The sequence below is a fragment of the Pseudomonas sp. E1BtOHC1 genome (genome assembly GCF_058744285.1).
Genome location: NZ_CP196023.1, coordinates 269,687 through 291,910, shown reverse-complemented (window position 1 = coordinate 291,910; position 22,224 = coordinate 269,687). Strand labels below are relative to the sequence as shown.

At 62.6% G+C, this 22,224-nt stretch carries 21 protein-coding genes; 8 read left to right on the top strand and 13 right to left on the bottom strand.

What is annotated here, in order from left to right:
- Nucleotides 1-26: 26 nt before the first annotated feature.
- Entirely contained in the window at nt 27-620 is a 594-nt protein-coding gene (gene betI / locus ACSSVC_RS01340) for a transcriptional regulator BetI (RefSeq protein ID WP_123726597.1), read from the bottom strand.
- A 486-nt stretch (nt 621-1,106) separates the two neighbouring features.
- Here betI and ACSSVC_RS01335 point away from each other — a divergent pair, with 486 nt between their 5' ends.
- Nucleotides 1,107-3,059, top strand: a complete 1,953-nt coding sequence (locus ACSSVC_RS01335; protein ID WP_346633429.1) for a BCCT family transporter — start codon at nt 1,107-1,109, stop codon at nt 3,057-3,059.
- A 188-nt stretch (nt 3,060-3,247) separates the two neighbouring features.
- On the opposite strand, the gene choV is transcribed toward ACSSVC_RS01335, so the two are convergent.
- The 3 genes from choV to ACSSVC_RS01320 all read right to left on the bottom strand — a co-directional run bounded on the left by choV (nt 3,248) and on the right by ACSSVC_RS01320 (nt 6,295).
- Nucleotides 3,248-4,426 (bottom strand): choline ABC transporter ATP-binding protein, encoded by a 1,179-nt coding sequence (gene choV, locus ACSSVC_RS01330; protein WP_346633185.1) that lies wholly within the window; start codon nt 4,424-4,426, stop codon nt 3,248-3,250.
- Nucleotides 4,423-5,268, bottom strand: coding sequence for a choline ABC transporter permease subunit (gene choW / locus ACSSVC_RS01325; RefSeq protein ID WP_060841472.1), 846 nt, complete (start codon nt 5,266-5,268; stop codon nt 4,423-4,425). Before choW ends, choV begins: the two co-directional genes overlap by 4 nt.
- 70 nt (nt 5,269-5,338) lie before the next feature.
- Nucleotides 5,339-6,295 carry a choline ABC transporter substrate-binding protein gene (locus tag ACSSVC_RS01320; RefSeq protein ID WP_346633184.1) on the bottom strand — a complete coding sequence of 319 codons (957 nt, stop codon included), beginning with the start codon at nt 6,293-6,295 and terminating at the stop codon, nt 5,339-5,341.
- 427 nt (nt 6,296-6,722) lie between these two features.
- On the opposite strand from ACSSVC_RS01320, the gene ACSSVC_RS01315 reads away from it, so the two are divergent.
- On the top strand, nt 6,723-8,099 hold the full coding sequence (locus ACSSVC_RS01315) for an L-serine ammonia-lyase (protein ID WP_404937829.1): 1,377 nt from the start codon (nt 6,723-6,725) through the stop codon (nt 8,097-8,099).
- A 447-nt stretch (nt 8,100-8,546) separates the two neighbouring features.
- Nucleotides 8,547-9,650 (top strand): choline metabolism transcriptional regulator GbdR, encoded by a 1,104-nt coding sequence (gene gbdR / locus ACSSVC_RS01310; RefSeq protein WP_011063935.1) that lies wholly within the window; start codon nt 8,547-8,549, stop codon nt 9,648-9,650.
- On the opposite strand, the gene aac(6') is transcribed toward gbdR, so the two are convergent.
- Both aac(6') and ACSSVC_RS01300 read right to left on the bottom strand, forming a co-directional pair.
- On the bottom strand, nt 9,651-10,097 hold the full coding sequence (gene aac(6') / locus ACSSVC_RS01305) for an aminoglycoside 6'-N-acetyltransferase (protein WP_346633182.1): 447 nt from the start codon (nt 10,095-10,097) through the stop codon (nt 9,651-9,653).
- 65 nt (nt 10,098-10,162) lie between these two features.
- Nucleotides 10,163-10,426: a hypothetical protein gene (locus ACSSVC_RS01300; protein ID WP_025131152.1), complete on the bottom strand. Its 264-nt coding sequence runs from the start codon at nt 10,424-10,426 to the stop codon at nt 10,163-10,165.
- Between the two features lie 311 nt (nt 10,427-10,737).
- On the opposite strand from ACSSVC_RS01300, the gene ACSSVC_RS01295 reads away from it, so the two are divergent.
- Nucleotides 10,738-11,166 carry a DUF4952 domain-containing protein gene (locus ACSSVC_RS01295; protein WP_346633181.1) on the top strand — a complete coding sequence of 143 codons (429 nt, stop codon included), beginning with the start codon at nt 10,738-10,740 and terminating at the stop codon, nt 11,164-11,166.
- A 238-nt stretch (nt 11,167-11,404) separates the two neighbouring features.
- Here ACSSVC_RS01295 and ACSSVC_RS01290 read toward each other — a convergent pair whose 3' ends face one another.
- The 5 genes from ACSSVC_RS01290 to ACSSVC_RS01270 all read right to left on the bottom strand — a co-directional run bounded on the left by ACSSVC_RS01290 (nt 11,405) and on the right by ACSSVC_RS01270 (nt 16,222).
- Entirely contained in the window at nt 11,405-12,565 is a 1,161-nt protein-coding gene (locus ACSSVC_RS01290) for a gamma-butyrobetaine dioxygenase (RefSeq protein ID WP_492611923.1), read from the bottom strand.
- A gap of 25 nt (nt 12,566-12,590) precedes the next feature.
- Nucleotides 12,591-13,067: a thioesterase family protein gene (locus tag ACSSVC_RS01285; protein WP_404937827.1), complete on the bottom strand. Its 477-nt coding sequence runs from the start codon at nt 13,065-13,067 to the stop codon at nt 12,591-12,593.
- 110 nt (nt 13,068-13,177) lie between these two features.
- Complete coding sequence (locus ACSSVC_RS01280; protein WP_404937826.1) at nt 13,178-14,143, bottom strand: L-carnitine dehydrogenase; 966 nt, start codon at nt 14,141-14,143, stop codon at nt 13,178-13,180.
- 159 nt (nt 14,144-14,302) lie between these two features.
- Nucleotides 14,303-15,190 carry a 3-dehydrocarnitine:acetyl-CoA trimethylamine transferase CdhC gene (gene cdhC, locus ACSSVC_RS01275; RefSeq protein WP_370058182.1) on the bottom strand — a complete coding sequence of 296 codons (888 nt, stop codon included), beginning with the start codon at nt 15,188-15,190 and terminating at the stop codon, nt 14,303-14,305.
- 87 nt (nt 15,191-15,277) lie between these two features.
- Nucleotides 15,278-16,222 (bottom strand): choline ABC transporter substrate-binding protein, encoded by a 945-nt coding sequence (locus tag ACSSVC_RS01270; RefSeq protein ID WP_402892548.1) that lies wholly within the window; start codon nt 16,220-16,222, stop codon nt 15,278-15,280.
- A 194-nt stretch (nt 16,223-16,416) separates the two neighbouring features.
- On the opposite strand from ACSSVC_RS01270, the gene ACSSVC_RS01265 reads away from it, so the two are divergent.
- Together ACSSVC_RS01265 and ACSSVC_RS01260 are read left to right on the top strand one after the other, a co-directional pair.
- Nucleotides 16,417-17,376 (top strand): GlxA family transcriptional regulator, encoded by a 960-nt coding sequence (locus ACSSVC_RS01265; RefSeq protein WP_492611922.1) that lies wholly within the window; start codon nt 16,417-16,419, stop codon nt 17,374-17,376.
- A gap of 68 nt (nt 17,377-17,444) precedes the next feature.
- On the top strand, nt 17,445-18,620 hold the full coding sequence (locus ACSSVC_RS01260; RefSeq protein ID WP_346633174.1) for an AAA family ATPase: 1,176 nt from the start codon (nt 17,445-17,447) through the stop codon (nt 18,618-18,620).
- 33 nt (nt 18,621-18,653) lie between these two features.
- On the opposite strand, the gene ACSSVC_RS01255 is transcribed toward ACSSVC_RS01260, so the two are convergent.
- Together ACSSVC_RS01255 and ACSSVC_RS01250 are read right to left on the bottom strand one after the other, a co-directional pair.
- The gene (locus tag ACSSVC_RS01255; RefSeq protein ID WP_404937824.1) at nt 18,654-19,070 is read right to left on the bottom strand and encodes a DUF3010 family protein; all 417 of its coding nucleotides are present in this window, start codon (nt 19,068-19,070) and stop codon (nt 18,654-18,656) included.
- A 148-nt stretch (nt 19,071-19,218) separates the two neighbouring features.
- Entirely contained in the window at nt 19,219-20,133 is a 915-nt protein-coding gene (locus tag ACSSVC_RS01250; protein ID WP_492611921.1) for a LysR family transcriptional regulator, read from the bottom strand.
- A gap of 181 nt (nt 20,134-20,314) precedes the next feature.
- Between ACSSVC_RS01250 and ACSSVC_RS01245 the strand changes: the two genes are divergently transcribed.
- Entirely contained in the window at nt 20,315-21,652 is a 1,338-nt protein-coding gene (locus ACSSVC_RS01245; RefSeq protein WP_346633171.1) for a nucleobase:cation symporter-2 family protein, read from the top strand.
- Between the two features lie 58 nt (nt 21,653-21,710).
- Nucleotides 21,711-22,220 carry a nucleoside deaminase gene (locus ACSSVC_RS01240; protein WP_346633170.1) on the top strand — a complete coding sequence of 170 codons (510 nt, stop codon included), beginning with the start codon at nt 21,711-21,713 and terminating at the stop codon, nt 22,218-22,220.
- Nucleotides 22,221-22,224: the final 4 nt, after the last annotated feature.

Here is a 22,224-nt window from a genome sequence, read left to right as displayed (position 1 = left end):
CAGGGGCCGAGCGTCTCTTTTGTGCTCTAGCGCTCCTGTTTAGCCAGTTGTAGATCCATGTATTCGTAAGCGATCCGTATCGCCTGGTCGGTGTCGAATTCATCACCCGACAAGGCACCACGCAGCCACAAACCGTCGATCAAAGCCGCCAGGCCGCGTGCTGCCTTGCGCGCATGGTAGAGCGGCAGGGCACGGCGGAACTGGCAACACAGGTTGGAATACAAGCGGTGGTCGTTGATCCGCTGCAACCTGTGCAAATCGGGCTGGTGCATGCTGGAAGCCCAGAAGGCCAACCAGGTTTTCATTGCCGGGCCGTTCACCTGGCTGGCATCGAAGTTGCCCTCGATGATCACTTTCAGGTGAGCGCGCGGGCTGTCGTCCGTCAGGGCCTGGCGGCGTGCTCTGACGCCTTCGTTGAGCATGCTCATGATGTAACCCATCGTCGCTGCGATCAGGCCGTTCTTGTCCCGAAAGTAGTGACTGATGATGCCGTTTGAAACACCGGCCAAACGGGCGATCAGCGCAATGCTGGCGTCCCCCATTCCGACCTGATCGACCGCCTGTAGCGTGGCTTCGATCAATTGCTGGCGGCGTATGGGTTGCATACCGACCTTGGGCATCTGATACCTCTCCTTAGGCCTGTCGACAGGCGTATTACGCCGGTCGACTTGTGGGCCAGTCTATTTTGTTTTGATTGAACGTTCAATCAACAAAGAATAAGATCTGCGACAAATCGTCGCTGCCTGAGGAGTTTCTCCTACTCGCAGATGGCGGAAAAACGACCTCCGAAAATGCCCGAAACTTACATGCGGCATGGCGTGGACCGGCAAGAGAACAAACGTGTTGAAGGGGCAGGACGCTCCGGGATTCAGGCGATGAACTGCAGGTTCATCACCGGCCCCGGATGCGGTTGCGCAACGCGGCTTTTGCGGTTTCGGGTGTTTTCGGGGTGTCTTTATATCACCCGACGATCGGCTGCCAACTAACCGATTGATCGGGTGCCGTGTTGCCTTGTGTCCTTCTCTCGCACTGCCCGGAGCATCTGCGCAATGAGTTCTGCCTCTCTTATAAAGACCCCACCGGAGAAGGTGCGGGTCAACGGTTGGGTGTTCTACACCTCCACCGCGTTGATCCTGTTGTTGACCGCGATTCTGATCATCGCCCCGCAAGAGGCCGGCCGACTGCTGGGCATTGCCCAGGCCTGGTTGTCTCGCAGCTTCGGCTGGTACTACATGGTGGTGATCGCCGCCTACCTGGTGTTCGTGGTGGGCCTGGCGTTCTCCTCCTACGGCAAGCTCAAGCTGGGGACCAAGCAAGACACCCCGGACTTCAGCTACGGTGCCTGGGCCGGGATGCTGTTCTCTTCCGGTATCGGTATCTCGCTTTTGTACTTCGGTGCTTCCGAGCCCCTGGATCACTACTTCAACCCGCCTGAAGGCGTACCCGGCAGCAACCTGGCCGCACGCCAGGCGCTGCAGCTGACCTTCCTGCACTGGGGGCTGCATGGCTGGGCGATCTATGCCCTGGTGGGCCTGGCGGTGGCGTACTTCGCCTATCGCCATAACCAGCCGCTGGCCCTGCGTTCGGCGTTGTATCCGCTGGTGGGCGAGCGCTGGGTCAAGGGTGCGGCCGGCCATGCGGTGGACGGTTTCGGCATGTTCGTGACCCTGCTGGGCCTGGTGACCAACCTCGGGATTGGTTCGATGCAGGTGTCTTCCGGTCTGGAAAACCTGTTCGGCATGGAGCACAGCAACACCAACCTGCTGATCGTGATCATCGTCATGAGCACGGTGGCCACCATCGCTGCGGTGTCCGGTGTGGAAAACGGCATCCGCCGCCTGTCCAACCTGAACATCGTGCTGTTCAGCGGCTTGTTGATTTTCGTTCTGCTGTTTGGCCCGACCCTGCACCTGCTCAACGGCTTCGTGCAGAACATCGGCGACTACCTCAACGGCGTGGTGCTCAAGACCTTCGATCTCTACGTGTATGAAGGCGATAGCGCCAAGTCCGATCGCTGGCTGGGCCTGTGGACCCTGTTCTACTGGGCCTGGTGGATTTCCTGGGCGCCATTCGTGGGCATGTTCATTGCGCGTATTTCCCGTGGTCGCACCGTGCGTGAACTGGTGGCCGGCGTGCTGCTGATTCCCCTGGGCTTCACCCTGGCATGGCTGTCGATCTTCGGCAACTCGGCCCTGGACCTGGTGGTCAACCAGGGCGCGGTGGAGCTGGGCAAGACGGCGCTGGAACAGCCGTCCATGGCGATCTACCAGCTGCTTGAGCACTACCCGGCCTCGAAGATTGTCATCGGTGTATCGATCTTCGTCGGTTTCGTGCTGTTCCTGACCCCTGCCGACTCCGGCGCGGTGATGATGGCCAACCTGTCGTGCAAGGGCGGCAACGTCGACGAAGACGCCCCGCACTGGTTGCGGATCTTCTGGTCGGCGGTGATCACCCTGGTGACTATCGGCCTGTTGTTCGCCGGCAACTTCGAAGCCATGCAGACCATGGTGGTGCTGGCCGGCCTGCCGTTCTCGGTGGTGCTGATCTTCTTCATGTTCGGCTTGCACAAGGCCATGCGCCAGGACGTGCAGATCGAGCAGGAGCAGGCGCAACTGGCTGAGCGCGGTCGTCGTGGTTTCAGCGAGCGCCTGACCCAGCTGGACCTGCAACCGACCCAATCGGTGGTGCAGCGCTACATGGACAAGCACGTCAGTCCGGCCCTGCAGGAAGCGGCGGTGCAACTGCGCAACCTGAGCCTGGAAGTGCAGACCAACCTGGGCAAGTCGAAGAACCTGCTGGGCCTGCGCGTGGAAATGGATGAAGGCAATCCCTTCGTCTATGAAGTGAGCCTGGACGGCTACCTGGCGACGCCGAGCGAATCGACCCAGCCGGAAGGGGCGGACAGTGAAGTGCGCAGTCGTTTCTACCGCGCCGAGGTGTACCTGCACAACGGCAGCCAGGAATACGACTTGATGGGCTTTACCCAGGAGCAGATCACCCGTGATGTGCTCGATCAGTTCGAAAGCCATCGGCAGCTCCTTGGCCGTGTCTATAGCTGAGTGAAGTCAGGGGCCGCTCCCGAGGGGGCGGTTCCAGCCGCTGTAGGAAGCCGGCTTGCCGGCGAAGGCGTCCTCAAGGGCGCTGCAAGGCTTCAGGGCCTGTTCGCTGGCAAGCCAGCTCCTACAGAAGGTGGTGGGTGGTTAAAGCAAAACGCCGCGATTGCTCGCGGCGTTTTTGTGTCTGCGGCTTAACCCAGGTTCTTGCCGAGCAGGGCGTGGTAGAGCTCGCTGTCGCCGAGAATCCCCACTACCTGCTGGTTGTCGTGGAGCACCAGTTTGTTGCCGGTCTGGTAGCGGATCTGCAGGGCGTCGCGCATACCGATGTTGGAGTCCACCAGGGTCGGGCGCCGGCCCAGTTCTTCCACCGCTTGCCCCGGAACCCAGTTCTGCAGGTCCATCTGCGAGCCGTTGCGTCGGGCGCCCTTGATGGTGTTGCCCTCGGCCAGGTCGAGCCAGGAATCGCCGCCCGGGTCCAGGCACACCGAGCCGTTGACGCGTTTGCAGTTGTCCAGGCTGCGCATCAGGCTGCGACCGCAGAGCACGTTCAGCGGGTTGGTGTGGGCGACGAAGGTGCGCACATAGTCGTCCGCAGGATTGAGCACGATCTCTTCCGGCTTGCTGTACTGGATGATCCGCCCGTCTTTCATGATGGCGATGCGGCTGCCCAGTTTCAGGGCTTCGTCCAGGTCGTGGCTGACGAAGACGATGGTCTTGCTCAGCTTGCGTTGCAGTTCCAGCAGTTCGTCCTGCAGGCCCTGACGGATCAGCGGGTCGAGGGCCGAGAAGGGTTCGTCCATCAGCAGGATATCGGCGTCCATGGCCAGGGCGCGGGCCAGGCCCACCCGCTGCTGCATGCCGCCGGACAGCTCGTCGGGCTTCTTGTTGCGCCACTGGGTCAGACCCACCAGCTCAAGTTTCTCGTCCACCAGCTTGCGCCGCTCCTTCTCGGGGCGACCCTGCATCTCCAGGCCGAAGCTGATGTTTTCCCGCACCGTCAGCCAGGGCATCAGGGCGAATTTCTGGAACACCATGGCGATGCGCTGGGTGCGCATCATCTTCAGTTCGGCGGGGGTGCAGGAGGCAATGTCGATCTGCTTGCCTTCGTGTTCGACGAACAGCTTGCCGCGGCTCACGGTGTTGAGGCCATTGATGCAGCGCAACAGGCTGGATTTTCCGGAGCCGGAGAGGCCCATCAGCACGCAGATCTCGCCTTTCTGCACGTCCAGGCTGGCTTTTTCCACGCCCACGATCTGCCCGGTCTTCTTCAGGATTTCGTTGCGGGTCATGCCCTGGTCCAGCAGCTTGAGCGCCTCCCGTGGGTCCTTGGAGAAGATAACGTCGACGTTATCGAAGCGGATTATGCTCATGCGTCACCCCCTACTTTGGCTTCAGGTTGTTTGCAGATGCGGTCGAGCATGATCGCCAGCAGCACGATCGCCAGGCCAGCTTCGAAGCCCAGGGCAATGTCGGCGGTGTTGAGTGCGTTGACCACGGGTTTGCCCAGGCCGTCGGCGCCGACCAGGGCGGCGATCACCACCATCGACAGCGACAGCATGATGCATTGGGTAATACCGGCGGCGATGCTCGGCATGGCGTGGGGCAGCTCAATGCGCGACAACAACTGACGGCGCGAACAGCCAAAGGCCTTGCCTGCGTCCATCAACTCTTGTGGAACATCGCGAATGCCCAGGTAGGTCAGGCGGATCGGTGCGGCAATGGCGAACACCACCGTGGAGATCAGGCCGGGCACCACCCCGAGGCCGAACAGGGTCAGGGTCGGGATCAGGTAGACGAATGTGGGAACGGTCTGCATCAGGTCGAGGACCGGACGCATCATGGTGTAGAACAGCGGCTTGTGCGCGGCGACGATTCCCAGGGGCACGCCGATCAGCACGCAGACCAGGGTGGCGAACAGCACCTGGGCCAGGGTTTCCATGGTTTCCTGCCAGTACCCCAGATTGAGGATCAGCAGGAAGGACAGCACGACAAATACAGTCAGGCCCCATTTGCGCTGGATCAGGTGCGCCAGCAGGGCGATCAGGCCGATCAGGGCCAGGGGATTGAACCAGGTCAGCGCGAACGTCACGCCGTGGATCATGGTTTCCAGGGTGGTAGCGATCGCATCGAAGGTGCTGGCACCGTGTTTCGTCAACCACTCTACGAAAGCCGCGATGTACTGGCCCAGGGGGATTTTCTGATCAGTGAGCATGGTATTGAACGTCCGCATGCAAGGAAAAAACAGCCCGGGCAGGCGAACCCGCCCGGCGTAAGCGAGTTACTTAATTCGAAGCTTGTTCAAGCTTGGCTTTCACGGCTTCCAGGCCAGGTTTACCGTCAATGGTGGTGACGCCAGCGAGCCAGGTATCGAGCACCTGTGGATTCTTCTTCAGCCAGGCCTTGGCGGCCGCGTCAGGCTTCATCTTGTCGTCCAGAACGTTGCCCATCAGGGTGCTTTCCATGTTCAGGGTGAACGACAGGTTCTTCAGCAACTGGCCAACGTTGCTGCATTCGGTGGTATAGCCCTTGCGGGTGTTGGTGTAGATGGTGGCCTGGCCGAAGTTGGGGCCGAAGAAGTCGTCGCCACCGGTCAGGTACTTCATCTTGAAGCGCGTGTTCATCGGGTGCGGTTCCCAGCCCAGGAACACCACCGCAGTGTCGCGACGCTGCGCGCGCTCGACCTGGGACAGCATGCCCGCCTCGCTGGACTCCACCACCTTGAACCCTGCGTCCTTGAGGCCAAAGGCGTTCTTGTCGATCATCGTCTGGATGGTGCGGTTGCCGTCGTTGCCCGGCTCGATGCCGTAGATCTTGCCGTCCAGCTCCTTCTTGAACTTGACGATGTCGGCGAAGTCTTTCAGGCCCTTGTCATACAGCGACTCGGGTACTGCCAGGGTGTACTTGGCGTTTTCCAGGTTGGCGCGCACGGTTTCCACGGTGCCGGCATCACGGTAGGGCTTGATGTCGTTTTCCATGGTGGGCATCCAGTTGCCGAGGAACACGTCCATGTTCTTGCCGTCGGCCAGGGACTTGTAGGTCACCGGGACGGAAATCATCGTGGTCTTGGTCTTGTAGCCCAGGGCGTTGAGCACGACGCTGGTGGTGGCGGTGGTCACGGTGATATCGGTCCAGCCGACATCGGAGAAGTTTACGGTGCTGCATTGCGCCGGTTCTGCGGCTTGTGCCAGAAGCGGCAGACTCAGCATGGCGGCCAACAACAACGACGGGGAACCTTTCATAGGGGAGACTCCTGGATGTTTTTTTGGCGGCGTATGGACCGCGCTTATAAGTGTGGCGGTTGGTGTGCCGGGGACAGCTCTACCACCGTGCCTTGCAATCGAGTCGAGACTGATCATGTACCAGTGAAAAACTGTCGCCTACAGGGTGCGTCGTATCCAGTACAGGGAGGGTCGCATCCAGTGTCGGTGAGGTCGCTTACAGTGTTTTTGGGCATTTTTTCCTGCATCTGAGCCGCAAAAAACGCCCAGAACCCGAGCCTCGCGCCAGGCGGCGTTGGTGGACATGAGTGAGTCGGTGTCAGACGTCGCGAGTCGCTGTAAAAGCCTGATGATGCGCCCTTCTCGGCGGATTGCAGCTTGAGCGTAGCAGCTCCGTCAGTGGGCGTTTTCAGCGCCTGGACTGTGCTCATCGAGGAGTTACGCAGTAATGGCTATCAGTGTTTTCGACTTGTTCAAGATCGGCATCGGGCCTTCCAGTTCCCACACCGTCGGGCCCATGCGCGCCGCGGCGTTATTCGTCCAGGTATTGAAGGAACGCCATCTGCTGGAGTCGGTGCGGCGGATCGAGGTGCAACTGTTCGGCTCGCTGTCGGCCACCGGCATTGGCCATGGCAGCGACAACGCCGTGATCATGGGCTTGATGGGAGAGTGGCCGGATGCAATCGATCCGTCGTTGATCGGCCCGCGCATCGAACAGCTCAGGGAAACTCAGACCCTGTTGCTGGACGGACGGCTGCCTGTGCCTTTCATCTGGTCCCGGGACATGCGCCTGCTGGACGAGAACCTGCCCTTTCACCCCAATGCCATGACCCTGGTGGCTGAAGGTGAAGGCGGGGAGTTGTTGCGCGATACCTACTATTCGGTGGGTGGCGGTTTTGTCGTCGACCAGGCCCAGGCCAGCAGCGGCGTGGCAGACCTGGACCGTAGCGAGCTGCCTTACGATTTCTCCAGTGCGGTGGAACTGCTCAGCCTGTGCCAGCAGCACAACCTGCGGGTCGCCGAACTGATGCTGGCCAACGAGAAGGTCTGGCGTTCGGAGGCAGAAATCCGCAGCGGGCTGATGGTGCTCTGGCGGGCCATGCAGGATTGTGTGGAGCAGGGGCTCAAGCACGAAGGCATCCTGCCCGGTGGGCTCAATGTGCGCCGTCGCGCGGCCAAGTTGCATCGCAGCCTGCAGGAGCTCAACAAACCCAATGTGATCGGCTCGACCTTGAGCGCCATGGAGTGGGTCAACCTGTTCGCCCTGGCGGTGAACGAGGAGAACGCCGCCGGTGGACGCATGGTCACCGCCCCCACCAATGGCGCAGCGGGGATCATTCCGGCGGTGCTGCACTACTTCATGAAGTTCAGCGAGGACGTGACCGACGCCAACGTGGTGGACTTCTTTCTCGGCGCGGCGGCCATCGGCATCCTGTGCAAGAAGAACGCCTCGATCTCCGGCGCCGAAGTCGGCTGCCAGGGCGAAGTCGGTTCGGCCTGTGCCATGGCTGCGGCGGGGTTGGCGGAGATTCTCGGGGCCACGCCCGAGCAGTTGTGCAACGCCGCGGAAATCGGCCTGGAGCATAACCTCGGCCTGACCTGCGATCCGGTGGGCGGTTTGGTGCAGGTGCCCTGCATCGAGCGCAACGCGATTGCCGCGGTGAAGGCGATCAATGCCGCGCAGATGGCCTTGCGCGGCGATGGCCAGCACTTCATCTCCCTGGATCGGGTGATTCGCACCATGCGTGATACCGGGGCGGACATGCATGACAAATATAAAGAGACCTCTCGCGGCGGGCTGGCGGTGAGTGCAGTGGAGTGTTGAGCCCGCATGCAGCGGTACGCCGGCGGCTGCACAGGGCTGGCGGCGCGCCCAAATTGCTCATCAGGGGAGGGGCGCGCCACCTTTTAGCGCGTCGTGAATAGACAAGTGGCCAACCGGGCTGATGGACCTCTGCGTCCGTCGGCCGGTTGTGCTTTGAGTGACACTCGCCAGTCCTGGCCCGACGCATCGGTCGCGCAAGTGCTACCTAACTGCTCACCGCTCTGGCGCCCGCCTTCTGCGCGGTGATTCCGGCGCTTCTTATCCGCACATTGACAAGGGCTATGTAGACACGTCGCGACGTCGTTTTCAGGAGTTATTGAATGCCCATTCAACTTTAGGCATGGCAATTGCTCTGTGAATTTCAAGCCCGCCTCTCTTGAGCAGCAGGGCACATAAAAAGAGCCTCCGCCTGAGGCCATCACCCGCTTTGTGTGAGGAGATACCGCGATGACGTCGTTCAACTCCGGGGCCCAACCCCAGAACCGTGCGCCTCAATCCATCGGCTTTCTGCTGCTGGACAATTTCACGCTGATTTCCCTGGCCTCCGCAGTCGAACCCCTGCGCATGGCCAATCAACTGTCCGGCCGCGAGCTGTATCGCTGGACCACCCTCAGCGTCGATGGCGGTCAGGTCTGGGCCAGTGATGGCCTGCAAATCACCCCCGACGCGGCCATGCACAAAGCCCCCAGCCTCGATACCGTGATCGTCTGCGGTGGCATCGGCATCCAGCGCACCGTGACCCGTGAACATGTGTCCTGGTTGCAAAGCCAGGCCCGCCAGTCGCGCCGCCTCGGCGCGGTGTGCACCGGCAGTTGGGCCCTGGCCTGCGCCGGCCTGCTGGACGGCTTCGATTGCAGCGTGCACTGGGAATGCCTGGCGTCGATGCAGGAAGCCTTCCCCCGGGTCGCCATGAGCACCCGCCTGTTCACCCTCGACCGCAACCGCTTCACCAGCTCCGGTGGCACCGCGCCGCTGGACATGATGCTGCACCTGATCAGCCGCGATCATGGCCGTGAGTTGTCGGCAGCGATCTCGGAAATGTTCGTCTACGAACGCATCCGTAATGAACAGGATCACCAGCGCGTGCCGCTCAAGCACATGCTCGGCACCAACCAGCCCAAGCTCCAGGAAATCGTTGCGCTGATGGAGGCCAACCTCGAAGAGCCGATCGATCTGGACGAACTGGCGGTTTACGTGGCCGTCTCCCGGCGACAATTGGAGCGGCTGTTCCAGAAGTACCTGCATTGTTCGCCGTCGCGCTACTACCTCAAGCTGCGCTTGATCCGTGCCCGGCAACTGCTCAAGCAGACGCCGATGTCGATCATCGAAGTGGCTTCAGTCTGTGGCTTCGTCTCTACGCCGCACTTCTCCAAGTGCTACCGCGAGTACTTTGGCATTCCGCCTCGTGACGAGCGCATCGGCTCCAACACCACCCAGCAGGTGGCAATGATGCCGCTGCCGCAAGCCATGGTCCTGGCGCCGCTGTCCGGCCCGCTGTCGGCCTTGAGCCAGGCGCGCAACGAGTCGACCTTCGCCAGCGTGCGTCTGTAGTCACAGACGCTTCTTGAAGTACACCACGCGTTCGGTTTCCTCGAAGCCCAGCGCGTGGTGCAGTGTCTGGCTGACCAGATTGTCCAGGCTGGTGTCAGACGCGATCTCCACGCACCCGGCCTGGCGTCCCCACTGGCTGACCTGTTCGATCAGTTGCTGGGCAACGCCCCGGCGACGGTGCTCGGGAGCCACATAGATCCCTTCGAGAAACACCACCGGCGAACTCTCGGTGCCGTTGACGTAGTCGTGGCGCAACGCCGCCTCGGCCAGGCCGATGGCTTCACCGTTCTCGGCAAAGGCCAGCCAGCAGCCATAGCGCTGGGGGGCGTTCAGCATCTGGCGGATTTCGGCCTGGTGCTCGTCGGGCGCACAGTCAGGCCACAGGCCCAGGCGCAATTGCAGCCAGCCGGGCGCGTCGGCGGATGAGCCGGGTTGTATCGCTATCATGAGTGCTTGCCTGTTTTCGCCAGAGGGACGCGCACTCTAGCAATCCGCTCAGGGCACAGGGAGACTCAGGCGCGTTTTTGCTGCAGGTACTCGGCCAGGGCCGGCAGCAACTGGCGATCGATGGCCTGGCGGACCGCGGGAAGAATGGTCGCATTGCCGGTAAGCATCTGCTCCACCATGCCCTTGAGCGCCTTGGCCCGCGCATCGCTCAAACCCCGCACCGCACACTCACAGGCCTGCTCGGCGCTGGCGCCTGCGGGCATCTCGAAACCCAGGGCCCGGAGTTGTCCCAGCAGGTCGTCCTGATCAATCAAATCCGCATGCATCATGACGCTCATCCTTATTCAGGTAACGTGGTCGTCAGTCGATTCTGGTAGGCCGTCCGGGTGACGGCAAGGGCAGATGGTCGCGATGGCCCGATTACCTATGAACAGGTCGTTTTCGGCTAACTCGATGGTCATGGCCGGTTGCAACAGCGCCTGGAAAAGGCGGTCGATCAAGTCTCGCGGCGCTTGCGTGTGATGGCCCGGGCTTGCATAAGGGTGGATATTGAGCCGTGCTGCCGCTCAAGCTCGCCAGCTGCAAGCGGTGGGGGTGGGCAGGATGGCCGTTGGGGCAAAAGAATAGGGAGCTGTAGTGGATGAAAGTGCTGTTCAACCTGGGTTTGGCCTGTTTGTTGTGGATGGTTTGCAGCGTGGCTGCGGCAGCCACCGCGTGTGGCGATTTTTTGCGGGCCATGAGCGATCCGCCGAAGTCCCTGGAGTTTTTCCAATGTGAGTCGCAGCCGCAGGATCAGGGCGCACCGCTGACCGCCAGGTATCGGGTCAAGGGTCAGGATGCCCATGAGGTAGAGCGTTATCTGCAACGGGAGTTGGGGTTGCAGGAGGGGCTTAGGTTTGTCTGCTGTGGCTGGGAAACGAAGGGGTTCATGTCCTATAGGGATAAAAGGACCGGGCGTAATTATCAGGTCGGCATGGGCTCGGAAGAGACGCCCTACAACCAGCGCCGGGATTGGCACAAGATCGGCTATTTCTACGTGACGGTGGTGTTCTATACCGAGGACATCTGAACGCTTGTAGTGGCCCTAATACCTATGAGCAGGTCGCTCTCGGCTAACTCGCGGGCAGGCAGAGTGGGCAGACTGAAACCAGCTGGCGTCGTGACGGTTTGGTCACCTTCTCACTGCAGCTCCTCAGAAGTAGTCCCTGCCTCGATCCTGTCACGGCTTGATCGGGGCTTTTTTTTGCCCGGGGAACGTTGCACCGCTGCCCGGCTCCTGTGCGGGAGCCGGGCAGCAGGTAGGGCGATCAGCGCTGTAGCACCAGGATTCTGGATAACAGCTCGTCGCGATCGATGTAGCAACCCTGGAAATGCCGGGCGCCGCTGGACGGGTCGAAGGCGTTGCGGGCATGCAGGGTACGACGGTTGTCGAAGCACCAGAGCTGGCCCGGGTCGAGGCGACGGATTACCCGGAACCGCGCCTCCCGGGTCATGGCGATAAACCGGCGGTAGGCGCGGTACAGCCGGGGCATCTGTTGCTCCGAGGTGTCGAAGGGCCCCCGCAGGAAGTTGGCCATGCGGATCTCCGCCACCCGGCCCAGGGCATCCAGGGCAATGATCGGCGCCAGGCAGCGGTAGTCGCTGTGGCGGTCCTTGTTGCGAAACTCCACGGGTGTTTCACACAAGGTCAGGAAGGCCTCGGGGTCTTCACGGCGCAAGGCATCGGCGATGGCGAAGCCGTCGACGAAGATGCTTTCACCACCCACGGCGTCATTGACCAGGCAATGCAGGAACTGCAGCCCCGGTTGCAGTTCGCGGGTAGGCAGGTCGCTGTGCAGCGGCAGGTTGAAAGCGGTGTAGGCGTTGCTGTCGGCGTCGGCCTTGGATTGCACGTTGAACAGCACGCCGAAGTTGCTCTCGCGGATAAACGAGATACGTCGGGCGATCAGCGCCAGCGAACCCGGCTCGGTGGGGGCGCCCCGGACCTGGGTCAGGCCGGTGTCGCGCAGGGCCAGCAGCCATTGCAGCAGAGCCTCGGGATCGTCCATCAGGGCCTGATAGTCGAATACCGGCAACTGCAGGGTGCTGTCCCACAACCGGCTGTGCGCCGCATGGGCGCGGCGTTCCTTGCGGGATTGCTCGTCATAGGCGTGGGCCCGCAGCCAGCCGGGATCGAAGCGGCTGTGGTGGCCGCTCGACCAGTCGAGGCATAGGCAGCCCTGGCTATCGATGTGCGCCCCGTGGCAACCGAGGTCCTCGGCGACATCGACGATTTCCAGCACCTGTTCGCGGGTCACGCTGTAGACGCATTCCGGGCAGGGGCAGTTGTCCCGCAGCCATTGATGATGAAAGGGGCTGAGGCGGCCATCGGCCCAGTGCACCTGGACCCGGTCCGGCAGGACCTGGACGCTGCTCAACGGGCTGATCAGCGGATAACGGCGATAGTCGGCAAGGGCGGCGATGTTCACGGCGATCTCCTGTTCGGGCTGGTTGTCATTTTTCCGTAGGCAGGCCAATCACCCGGCCGATGTAGGTGGGGCGCGGCAGGTCGGCCTGCTCGGCTGTCATGGCTTGCAGGCGCTGCAATAGCGGCTCGCTGAACGGCGCGGAACGGGGGCCGGCGAGGTCGACGTGGAGCAGCATCTGTTCGTTGCCGGCCAGTTCCTGGGTATCACCGACCTTGTGCAGGCTGTGATACAGGTGCAGGCGCTTGCGGTCGTGGCCGATGATCCGGGTATGGACTTCGACCTCGGTGTCGAGCTTTACCTCGTGCAGGTAGTTCAGGTGCAGTTCCAGGGTGAACAGCGAGTGGCCGCTGGCTTCGCGATTGTCGCTGTCGAGCCCCAGGCGATCCATCAGGGCATCGGTGGCATAGCTGAAGATCAGCAGATAGAAGGCATCGCGCAGATGGCCGTTGTAGTCGACCCAGTCGCTGATGATGCGGGTGCTGTAGGTGGTCAAGGCAGGCATAGGATCACCGGATGAATGTAGGAGCCGGCTTGCCGGCGAAGGCGTCCGTTGGGTGTGCGCCTGGCGTGAGGGCCTATTCGCTGGCAAGCCAGCTCCTACAGTGATTGGGGTTAGTCGTGAAAGTGCATGCCGTGCTTGGCCTTGGTGGTTTTCACCGCCTCCAGCACTGCCAGCAGGCAGTCATCACGATAGCGCTCCAGGGCCGCAATGCTGTGCGTGCCCAGTTGCTCGGCGGTGCCCTCGACCACGTCATCGATCAGTTTGTCGGTCAGCTCCGGGGCCGGCAGGTAGGTCCAGGGCAGTTGCAGCGCTGGGCCGAACTGGGCCATGAAGTGGCGCATGCCGGCGTCGCCTCCCGCCAGGGTGTAGGTGAGAAAGGTGCCCATGAACGACCAGCGCAGGCCGGCGCCAAAGCGGATCGCGTCGTCGATTTCCCCGGTGGTCGCCACCCCGTCATTGACCAGGTGCAAGGCTTCGCGCCACAGGGCTTCGAGCAGGCGGTCGGCGATGAATCCCGGGACTTCCTTGCGCACGTGCAGTGGACGCATGCCCAAGGATTCATAGACCTGGATCGCCGCCTGTATCGCCTCGGGTGCGGTGTGCTTGCCGCCCACCACTTCCACCAGTGGCAGCAGGTATACCGGGTTGAACGGGTGACCCACCACGCAGCGTTCCGGGTGGGTCGAGCCTTCGTAGAATTCGCTGGGCAGCAGGCCCGAGGTGCTGGAGCCGATCAGGGCGTTTGGCTTGGTCGCGGCGCTGATCTTGCTGTGCAGTTGCAGCTTGAGTTCCAGGCGCTCGGGAGCGCTTTCCTGGATGAAGTCGGCATCTTTCACGCATTCTTCGATGGTGGCGACAAAGCGCAGGCGCTGTTGTGAGGCGCCAGGTGCCAGGCCCTGTTGTTCCAGGGCGCCCCAGGCGTTGGCGACCCGCTTGCGCAGGGCCGCTTCAGCGCCGGGGGCCGGGTCCCAGGCCACTACGTCCAGGCCGTGGGCCAGGGCACGGGCTACCCAGCCGCTGCCGATCACGCCGCTGCCCAGAGCGGCGAAGGTTTTGATGTTGGTGATAAAAGTCATCGCGTCTTCCTGAAAAAAGAGTCGGTAGAAGCGGGCTTGCCAGCGAAGCGGTTGGCGGCCTTGCGGGCTTCTTCGCCGGCAAGCCGGCTGCTACGAGCTCGGATGTGACGGCCTCTTCGCGAGCAAGCTCGCTCCTACGGGGGGAGAGGTGGATTAGGGTCAGCCGCGTTGCTTCAGGCCCATTTTCTGGCGGCCTTCGGCCGGGGTCAGGACCCGGGCGCCGAGGCGGCTGAGGATCTCTGTGGCCCGTTCCACCAGTTGGCCGTTGGTGGCGAGCACGCCGCGATCCAGCCACAGATTGTCCTCCAGGCCGACCCGCACGTTGCCCCCCAGCAGCACCGCTTGCGCGGCCATGGGCATCTGCATGCGCCCGATACCGAAACCGGCCCAGACCGCCTCCGCCGGCAGGTTGTCCACCATGGCCTTCATGGTGGTGGTGTCCGCGGGGGCGCCCCAGGGAATGCCCAGGCACAGTTGGAACAGCGGGTTGTCCAGCAGGCCTTCCTTGATCATCTGCTTGGCGAACCACAGGTGCCCGGTGTCGAAGATCTCCAGCTCGGCTTTCACCCCCAACTCCTGGATGCGCTTGGCACCGGCCCGTAGTTGGGCCGGGGTGGACACGTAGATGGTGTCGCCGTCACCGAAGTTGAGCGTGCCGCAGTCCAGGGTGCAGATCTCCGGCAGCAGTTCCTCGACATGGGCCAGGCGGGTCAGGGGGCCGACCAGGTCGGTGTTGGGGCCGAACTCCATGGGGTTTTCGCCGCCGCCGATCTCCAGGTCGCCGCCCATGCCGGCGGTGAGGTTGACGATGATGTCGATGTCGGCCTCGCGAATCCGCTCCATGACTTCGCGGTACAGCGCCACATCCCGGCTGAACTTGCCGGTCGCAGGGTCCCGGACGTGGCAGTGAACCACCGTGGCGCCGGCCTTGGCGGCTTCTACCGCGGCGGCGGCAATCTGTTTTGGGGTGACCGGCACATGGGGGCTCTTGGCGGTCGTGTCGCCAGCACCGGTGAGTGCGCAGGTGATGATGACGTCGTGGTTCATGGGGCGATTCCTTACAGGCATGTTTGCTGGGGGCATGAGGTGGCCGTGCGCAGCCCTGGGCGGGCTGCGGGGCGCTGGTGGCGGTGCTTACTTGTTGGTCAGTTGCAGGTGTTCGGCGGCCGGTTTGCCATCGAAGGTGGTCACCCCGTCAAGCCAGCGCTGCTGGTCCTGAGGGTGATCCTTGAGCCACTGCCTGGCAGATTCCAGGGCGTCCTTGTGATCCAGCAGCGGCTGCATCATCCGGCTCTCGTCTTCGGCGCTGAAGGTCAGGTTGGTCAGCAGCCGGTGCACGTTCGGGCACTGCTCGGCATAGGTCGGTGCGGTGACGGTCCAGACCGTGGCCTGGCCCTCGTTGGGCCCCAGGGCGTTTTCACTGCCGCTGAGGTAGGTCATCTTGATGTTGACGTTCATCGGGTGCGGCGCCCAGCCGAAGAACACGATGGCTTCGTTGCGTTTCACCGCTCGGGCCACCGCCGACAACATGCCCGCCTCGCTGGACTCCACCAGCTGGAACTTGCCGAGGCCGAACTGGTTCTTGGCGATCATGTCCTTGATCTGGGTATTGGCCCCCGAGCCGGGCTCGATGCCGTAGATCTTGCCCCCCAGCTCCTTCTGGAACCTGGCGATGTCGGCGAAGGTCTTCAGGCCCTTGTCGGCCAGGTAGGAGGGGACGGCCAGGGTGGCGCGGGCGTCCTTGAGGCTGGGCTCGGCCAGGACCTTGACCTGATTGGCGTCGACGAACGGCGTGATGGTCTGGGTCATCAGCGGGTTCCAGTAGCCGAGGAACAGATCCAGGCGCTGGTCACGGATGCCGGCGAAGATGATCTGCTGCGAGGCGCTGGTCTGCTTGGTCTTGTAGCCGAGACCGTCGAGCAGGACCTGGGTCATGGCGCTGGTGGCGATCACGTCGGTCCAGTTGACCACCCCAAGGCGCACGTTCTGGCAACTGGCGGCGTCGGCGGCCATGGCCCCTGAACTCAGAAAAACGCTACCACTTAGCGCAAGCACACAATGGCTGATCAGTCGTTTCATGGTGGTTCCCTCGGCAGGTCGTTATTGTCGGTCCCGGCGTCTTTGTGCGTCGGTGATGCCAAGGTACGCAGGCGTCGCAGGCGGTAAACGCACAGCGGCGACCGACTCTTGCACTGCAGCGACCTGGCCTCTTGTGGCTGTGGGGCATTTGGCGTATCACAGGGCCCACGCTGGCCGTCACCGGAGTGCGTTGCATGTCCCTGGATTGCTACTTCCTGCTGATGCCGGGGTTCTCCGCCATCGGTTTCATTTCCGCCATCGAGCCGCTGCGGGTGGCCAATCGTTTTCGTGGCGAGCTGTATCGCTGGCAGGTGCTCAGCGCCGATGGCGGCGCGGTGCTGGCCAGCAACGGGATGTCGGTGAATGTCGATGCGGCCCTGGAGCCGCTGAAGAAGGGCGCAACCTTGTGGGTGGTGGCCGGTTTCGAGCCGTTGAAGTTCCTGAGTCCTGCTCTGGAACACTGGCTGCGGCGCCTGGATGTGGAGGGCGTGACCCTCGGCGGTATCGATACCGGCAGCGTGATTCTCGCGGAGTCCGGGTTGCTGGAAGGGCACCGGGTAACCCTGCACTGGGAAGCCATCGAGGCCTTCAAGGAGTCTTATCCACAGCTGAGCGTGACCCAGGAGCTGTTCGAGATCGATCGGCGGCGCATCACCTGTGCCGGCGGCACCGCGTCCATCGACATGATGCTCGACCTGATCGCCCAGGCCCACGGTCCGGAACTGGCGATCCAGGTCAGCGAACAATTCGTGCTCGGGCGCATCCGCCCGCGCAAGGATCACCAGCGCATGGAAGTCGCCAGCCGCTACGGCATCAGCAACAAGAAACTGGTGCAGGTGATCGGCGAGATGGAGCAGCACAGCGAGCCGCCCCTGAGCACCCTGGCCCTGGCGGAGTCGATCAAGGTGACCCGGCGCCAGCTGGAGCGGCTGTTCCGCCTGCACTTGAACGACACCCCGAGCAACTTCTATCTGGGCCTGCGCCTGGAGAAGGCCCGGCAGCTGCTGCGCCAGACCGACATGAGCGTGCTGGAGGTGAGCATCGCCTGTGGGTTTGAGTCGCCGTCCTACTTCACCCGCAGTTACCGCGCGCGTTTCGTGCACTGCCCCCGTGAAGACCGACGCCTGCAAGGGAGGGGCCGGGAGTCGGTTTGACAGGGGTTTATAGTCAATTATACTCGCGACTATAAATTATAGTCCTGGCAATAATTGAGTATAAAACCATGTCGAAAAACACCGGTTTCGTGTTTCGTCGTCCTGCACTGGCGCTCAATATTGCCGATGGCCTGGTGGGCTCGGGGATTCAGGATTACAGCTCGGGGCTGTTCCTGGCGGCGCCTCGGCGCACCGGGAAAAGCACCTTTCTGCGAGAGGACCTGCTGCCCGAGTGCCAGAGCCGTGGCTGGCTGGCGGTTTATGTCGACCTTTGGGCCAATCGCGAAAAAGACCCTGCCGAGCTGATCGCCGCGGCCATTGCCGGGGCGCTGGTGCCTTTCGAGAAAGGCATTCGCAAACTGGCCAAGTCCCTTGGGGTGGAGAAGCTCAGCTTTCTGCGCACCCTGTCCTGGGACTTCAGCAAGTCCCAGTTGCCCGAAGGCGCGACCCTGACCCAGGCCCTGGAATTGCTCCACAGCGCCGCGGGCAAGACGGTGGTCCTGGTGATCGACGAGGCCCAGCATGCCTTGAGCTCGGAGGCCGGGTTGAATGCCATGTTCGCTCTCAAGGCGGCCCGGGATCAGCTCAATCAGGGACGGGACATGGACACCAGTGGCCTGCGCCTGGTGTTCACCGGGTCCAATCGCGACAAGCTGGCCCATCTGGTGCTCAACCGTAACCAGCCATTCTTCGGTTCGAGCATCACCCCGTTCCCGCTGTTGGGACGGGATTTCACCAAGGCCTACACCGCCCATCTGAACGCTCATCTGGCGCCCACCAATCAGTTCAATGCCGATGATCTGGACCAGGCCTTCGAATGGGTTGGCCGGCGTCCGGAAATGCTTCGCAGCATCATTGGCCAGGTGGCCCTGGAACTGGGGGAGGCGAGCCAGCTCAACGAGTTGTTGCGCAGCAGTGCCGAGGTTCTGCGAGCCGGGGTCTGGAGCGAATTCGAAAGCGCCTGGAACGGTCTGACCCTGTCCCAGCGGGCGGTGCTGGAAGTGATGGTGGAGCGTTCGCGCAACAACCTGCCGTTCGCGCCCTTTACCGACGACACCCTGGCGGCGGTGGCCAAGGCGTTGCAGGCCATGGGCAGCGATACGCAACCGGGCACCCAGACGGTGCAAGCCTGTATCGATGCCCTGCGGGAAAAGGAGCTGGTGTGGAAGTCCAGCCGGGGCGCCTATGCCCTGGAAGACAATTCATTCGCCGACTGGCTGCAGCATTATCGGCGTAGCGTATAGCGGCCTCTGCGCCGGCAAGCCGGCGGCTACCGGTTATTTTTTCAGCAAGGCGGCGCAGGCGCTTTTGTAGGCCTCGTGCTGGTATTTGTTGAGGCTCGCCGGCAGGCTGAAGTCGTGCTTCTTGTACTGGGCGTTGATGGTCTGTGGCGACAGCAGGGTCACTTCGCAGTGTTCCAGCAGCTGCAGCACGCCTTCGATCTTGAAGGTAGTAGGGCCGCCGGCGAATTCGCCTTTCTTGCTACGTTTCTTGATGGCGATGCGGGTAATCCCGTGCTCACGGACAAAGGCGCCGATCTGGGCGGCGAAGGCCCGGACGTTGCCCGCTTCATCGTCGTCTTCCAGAGCGATTTTCTTGATGGCCAGCGCCTGGTGTTGCGGTGCGCCGTCTTGCAGGGAAGCGAGGGCGAAGATGGCTTCGCTGCCCTTGATCTCGATACCGCAGATGCTCATGAGTAACCCTTTCAATCGTTGAGTGGGGCGCAGCTTACAGCTCCAGCTGGTCGGCGCGTATAGCGAAGACGGCGGCAATCTTTTCCCGGGTGGTCTTGCGGGGGCGGGCCAAGCTCAGAACCTTGTCCCTTTGTTGCCCGTGCCGCCGTTACCAGGTCGTGGACTGCCCGCGCCGGTCCACTTCGTACACCTTGTGTCGTAACAGGCGTTCCTTGAGCCAGCGTTCGGCCTTGCCCATCACTCGTTGTCGGGCCCAGAGCAGGTCCACGCCCACCAGCCAGTCGGTGTGGGGATAGGCGCCCAGTTGCAGTTCCACCAGTTCGCCCTGGGCCAGTTCACGCTGGATCAGTTGCCGGGGCAGGGTGGCCCAGCCCAGGCCGGCGCGGACCATCTCCAGCAGCGCCAGGTAGTTTTCCGCTTGCCACAATTGGCTGCAGCGCAGGTACTCGCTGCTGGGCAGCTTGTCGGCATGGGCGCTGAAGGCCAGGCGCCGGTGCCCATGCAGGTCGTCGAAGGTCACGTTGTCCAGACGGGCCAGGGGATGATCCGGGTGGCAGACGTGCAACATGATCAGCTTGCCCATCTGCTGGAACTCCAGCTCCTGGGGATAACCCGGTTGTGAAAAGGCGATCCCCAGCACCGCATCGCCACGGGCCACCAGCTCGCTGGCATCTCCGGACAGCGGGTGACGGATCAGCAGGTCGACATAGGGGAAGGCCTGCTCGAACTCGCGCAAGGCCGGCATCAACGGGCCGTACGGGGTTTCGATCACGATGGACAACTGCGGCTCCAGCGCCTGCGACAGACCCTCGGCATTGGCCTGCAGGGTCAGGCAGCGCTCCAGTACCGCCTCAGCCTGCAGCAGCATTTTCTGTCCTCTGGCGGTCAGCACCGGGCTGCGGCTGCTGCGGTCGAACAACTCCACCCCCAGATCGGCCTCCAGGTTGGCAATGGCCACGCTGACCGTGGACTGGGTCTTGCCCAGCTTGCGTGCAGCGGCCGAGAACGAGCCGGTTTGTGCGGCCTGAACGAACATCTGCAGTTGTTCCAGTGAAAAGCGCATCGCGTCTCCCGACCCCAGGACAGGGTTGTCCAATCCATCGTTAAAAACGATGGCTGCTCATTTGTTTCATCGTATTCAAGCACAGATCATGGGCGCCGACGTTCGTACATCCTGCCGGGGCATTGCTCCCGGATGCCTGCCAGAACAACAACAAGAGCTGCACTTTCAGGAGATCTGCGACATGAACATTCCCCGGGTTCACCCAGTGGACGAGGTCCTGCCCGTCCGCCAGTTGTTCACCTTCGGCTTGCAGCATGTGCTGGTGATGTATGCCGGTGCGGTGGCGGTGCCGTTGATTCTAGGCAATGCCCTGGGCCTGACTGCGGCCCAGGTGGTGTTACTGATCAATGCCAACCTGCTGACGTCCGGCATTGCCACCCTGATCCAGACCCTGGGTTTCTGGCGGTTCGGCGCACGCTTGCCGTTGATCCAGGGCTGCTCCTTCATCGCCCTGGCGCCGATGATCATGATCGGCAAGCAGTTCGGCCTGGCCGAGGTGTTCGGCGCGGTGATCGCTGCCGGGTTTCTCACCATCGCCATGGCTCCACTGTTCAGCCGTCTGCTGAGGTTCTTTCCCCCGGTGGTGATCGGCAGTCTGATTACCATCATCGGCATTTCCCTGATGCCGGCGGCGGCCGTCTGGCTGGGGGGCGGCAACCCCGCCGCCGAGGATTTCGGCGCACCGGCCAACCTGTTGCTGGGGCTGGCCACGGTGGCGGTGACCCTGGTGATCTACGGCAAGTTCTCGGGCTTTATCGGCAACCTCAGTGTGCTGATCGGGCTGCTGGTGGGCAGCCTGATCGCTGCGGCCTTCGGCATGACGCACTTTGCCCAGGTGGGTGAAGCGGCCTGGTTCGAGCTGAGCCCGCCCATGGCCTTCGGAGCTCCGCAATTCTCCCTGATGCCGATCCTGATCATGACCCTGGCGATGCTGGTGATCATGGCCGAGACCACCGGCAACTGCCTGGCCATTGGCAAGCTCACCGGCAAGCCCATGACCCAGCGCACCCTGGGTAACGCCTTTCGCGCCGACGGTCTGTCCACCATGCTCGGCGGCCTGTTCAACAGCTTCCCTTACAACGCCTTTACCCAGAACACCGGACTGATCGCGCTTTCCAAGATCAAGAGCCGCTTCGTGGTGGCGGCAGCCGGCGCAATCATGGTGCTCATGGGGCTGTTTCCCAAGCTCGGGGCGCTGGTGGCTGCGGTGCCGACCCCGGTACTGGGCGGCTGCGCCATCGTCATGTTCGGCATGACCACCGTGGCCGGCATCCAGGAGCTGTCACGGGTGAAGTTCGAGGGGACGCGCAACGGCATCATCGTTGCGGTGTCGGTCAGTGTCGGCGTGCTGCCGATGTCCTTTCCAGCGTTGTTCGCCCATGCCCACGGCCCTCTCAAGCTGCTGCTGGAAAGCGGCATCTTCCTCGGCGCCATCACCGCCATCGTGCTCAACCTGTTGCTCAATCCCCGCACGTCTGCCGCCGAAGAACTGGCAGCTCATGCCGGGCTTGGCGATTGAAGACGGCTATCAGCCCCGTCTTTTTCGGCGGGTTCCTGTCCATGAAAAGGAGGTCAAGATGACCCAGATTCTCTCCCCTATCCCTGCCGGTGTCAGCGAACTGGACCTGCAACTGCTGCGTCAGAGCATTGCGCTGGCCGAAGAGGCCAAGGCCCGTGGCCGCCACCCGTTCGCCGCCCTGGTGGCGGACCGCAACGGCAAGATCGTTGCCAGTGCCGGCAACAACTCCATGCCCCCCGAAGGCGACCCGACCCAGCACGCCGAACTCGCCGCTGCCGCCAAGGCCGCCAGGCTCCTGGGCCCCGAGGAGCTGGCCCAGTGCACCCTGTACACCAGCGCCGAGCCTTGCTGCATGTGCGCCGGGGCCATTTACTGGACCGGCATTGGCCGGGTGGTCTACGCCTTGTCCGAGCATGCCTTGCTGGCACTGACCGGCGATCACCCGGAAAACCCGACCTTCTCCCTGCCATGCCGTGAAGTCTTTGCCCGGGGGCAGCGGCAGATCCCGGTGTTGGGGCCGATGCTGGAAAACGAAGCGGCCCAGGCCCATGTGGGGTTCTGGAAATGAATGG

Bases quoted from the DNA above. Each gene is read 5' to 3' on its own strand.
- ACSSVC_RS01270 (WP_402892548.1), bottom strand. From the start codon at position 16,222: ATGAAACGACTGATCAGCCATTGTGTGCTTGCGCTAAGTGGTAGCGTT.
- ACSSVC_RS01315 (WP_404937829.1), top strand. From the start codon at position 6,723: ATGGCTATCAGTGTTTTCGACTTGTTCAAGATCGGCATCGGGCCTTCC.
- ACSSVC_RS01255 (WP_404937824.1), bottom strand. From the start codon at position 19,070: ATGAGCATCTGCGGTATCGAGATCAAGGGCAGCGAAGCCATCTTCGCC.
- ACSSVC_RS01265 (WP_492611922.1), top strand. From the start codon at position 16,417: ATGTCCCTGGATTGCTACTTCCTGCTGATGCCGGGGTTCTCCGCCATC.
- choV (WP_346633185.1), bottom strand. From the start codon at position 4,426: ATGAGCATAATCCGCTTCGATAACGTCGACGTTATCTTCTCCAAGGAC.
- ACSSVC_RS01240 (WP_346633170.1), top strand. From the start codon at position 21,711: ATGACCCAGATTCTCTCCCCTATCCCTGCCGGTGTCAGCGAACTGGAC.
- ACSSVC_RS01295 (WP_346633181.1), top strand. From the start codon at position 10,738: ATGAAAGTGCTGTTCAACCTGGGTTTGGCCTGTTTGTTGTGGATGGTT.
- ACSSVC_RS01320 (WP_346633184.1), bottom strand. From the start codon at position 6,295: ATGAAAGGTTCCCCGTCGTTGTTGTTGGCCGCCATGCTGAGTCTGCCG.
- cdhC (WP_370058182.1), bottom strand. From the start codon at position 15,190: ATGAACCACGACGTCATCATCACCTGCGCACTCACCGGTGCTGGCGAC.
- gbdR (WP_011063935.1), top strand. From the start codon at position 8,547: ATGACGTCGTTCAACTCCGGGGCCCAACCCCAGAACCGTGCGCCTCAA.
- betI (WP_123726597.1), bottom strand. From the start codon at position 620: ATGCCCAAGGTCGGTATGCAACCCATACGCCGCCAGCAATTGATCGAA.
- ACSSVC_RS01260 (WP_346633174.1), top strand. From the start codon at position 17,445: ATGTCGAAAAACACCGGTTTCGTGTTTCGTCGTCCTGCACTGGCGCTC.
- ACSSVC_RS01245 (WP_346633171.1), top strand. From the start codon at position 20,315: ATGAACATTCCCCGGGTTCACCCAGTGGACGAGGTCCTGCCCGTCCGC.
- ACSSVC_RS01285 (WP_404937827.1), bottom strand. From the start codon at position 13,067: ATGCCTGCCTTGACCACCTACAGCACCCGCATCATCAGCGACTGGGTC.
- ACSSVC_RS01250 (WP_492611921.1), bottom strand. From the start codon at position 20,133: ATGCGCTTTTCACTGGAACAACTGCAGATGTTCGTTCAGGCCGCACAA.
- choW (WP_060841472.1), bottom strand. From the start codon at position 5,268: ATGCTCACTGATCAGAAAATCCCCCTGGGCCAGTACATCGCGGCTTTC.
- ACSSVC_RS01280 (WP_404937826.1), bottom strand. From the start codon at position 14,143: ATGACTTTTATCACCAACATCAAAACCTTCGCCGCTCTGGGCAGCGGC.
- ACSSVC_RS01300 (WP_025131152.1), bottom strand. From the start codon at position 10,426: ATGATGCATGCGGATTTGATTGATCAGGACGACCTGCTGGGACAACTC.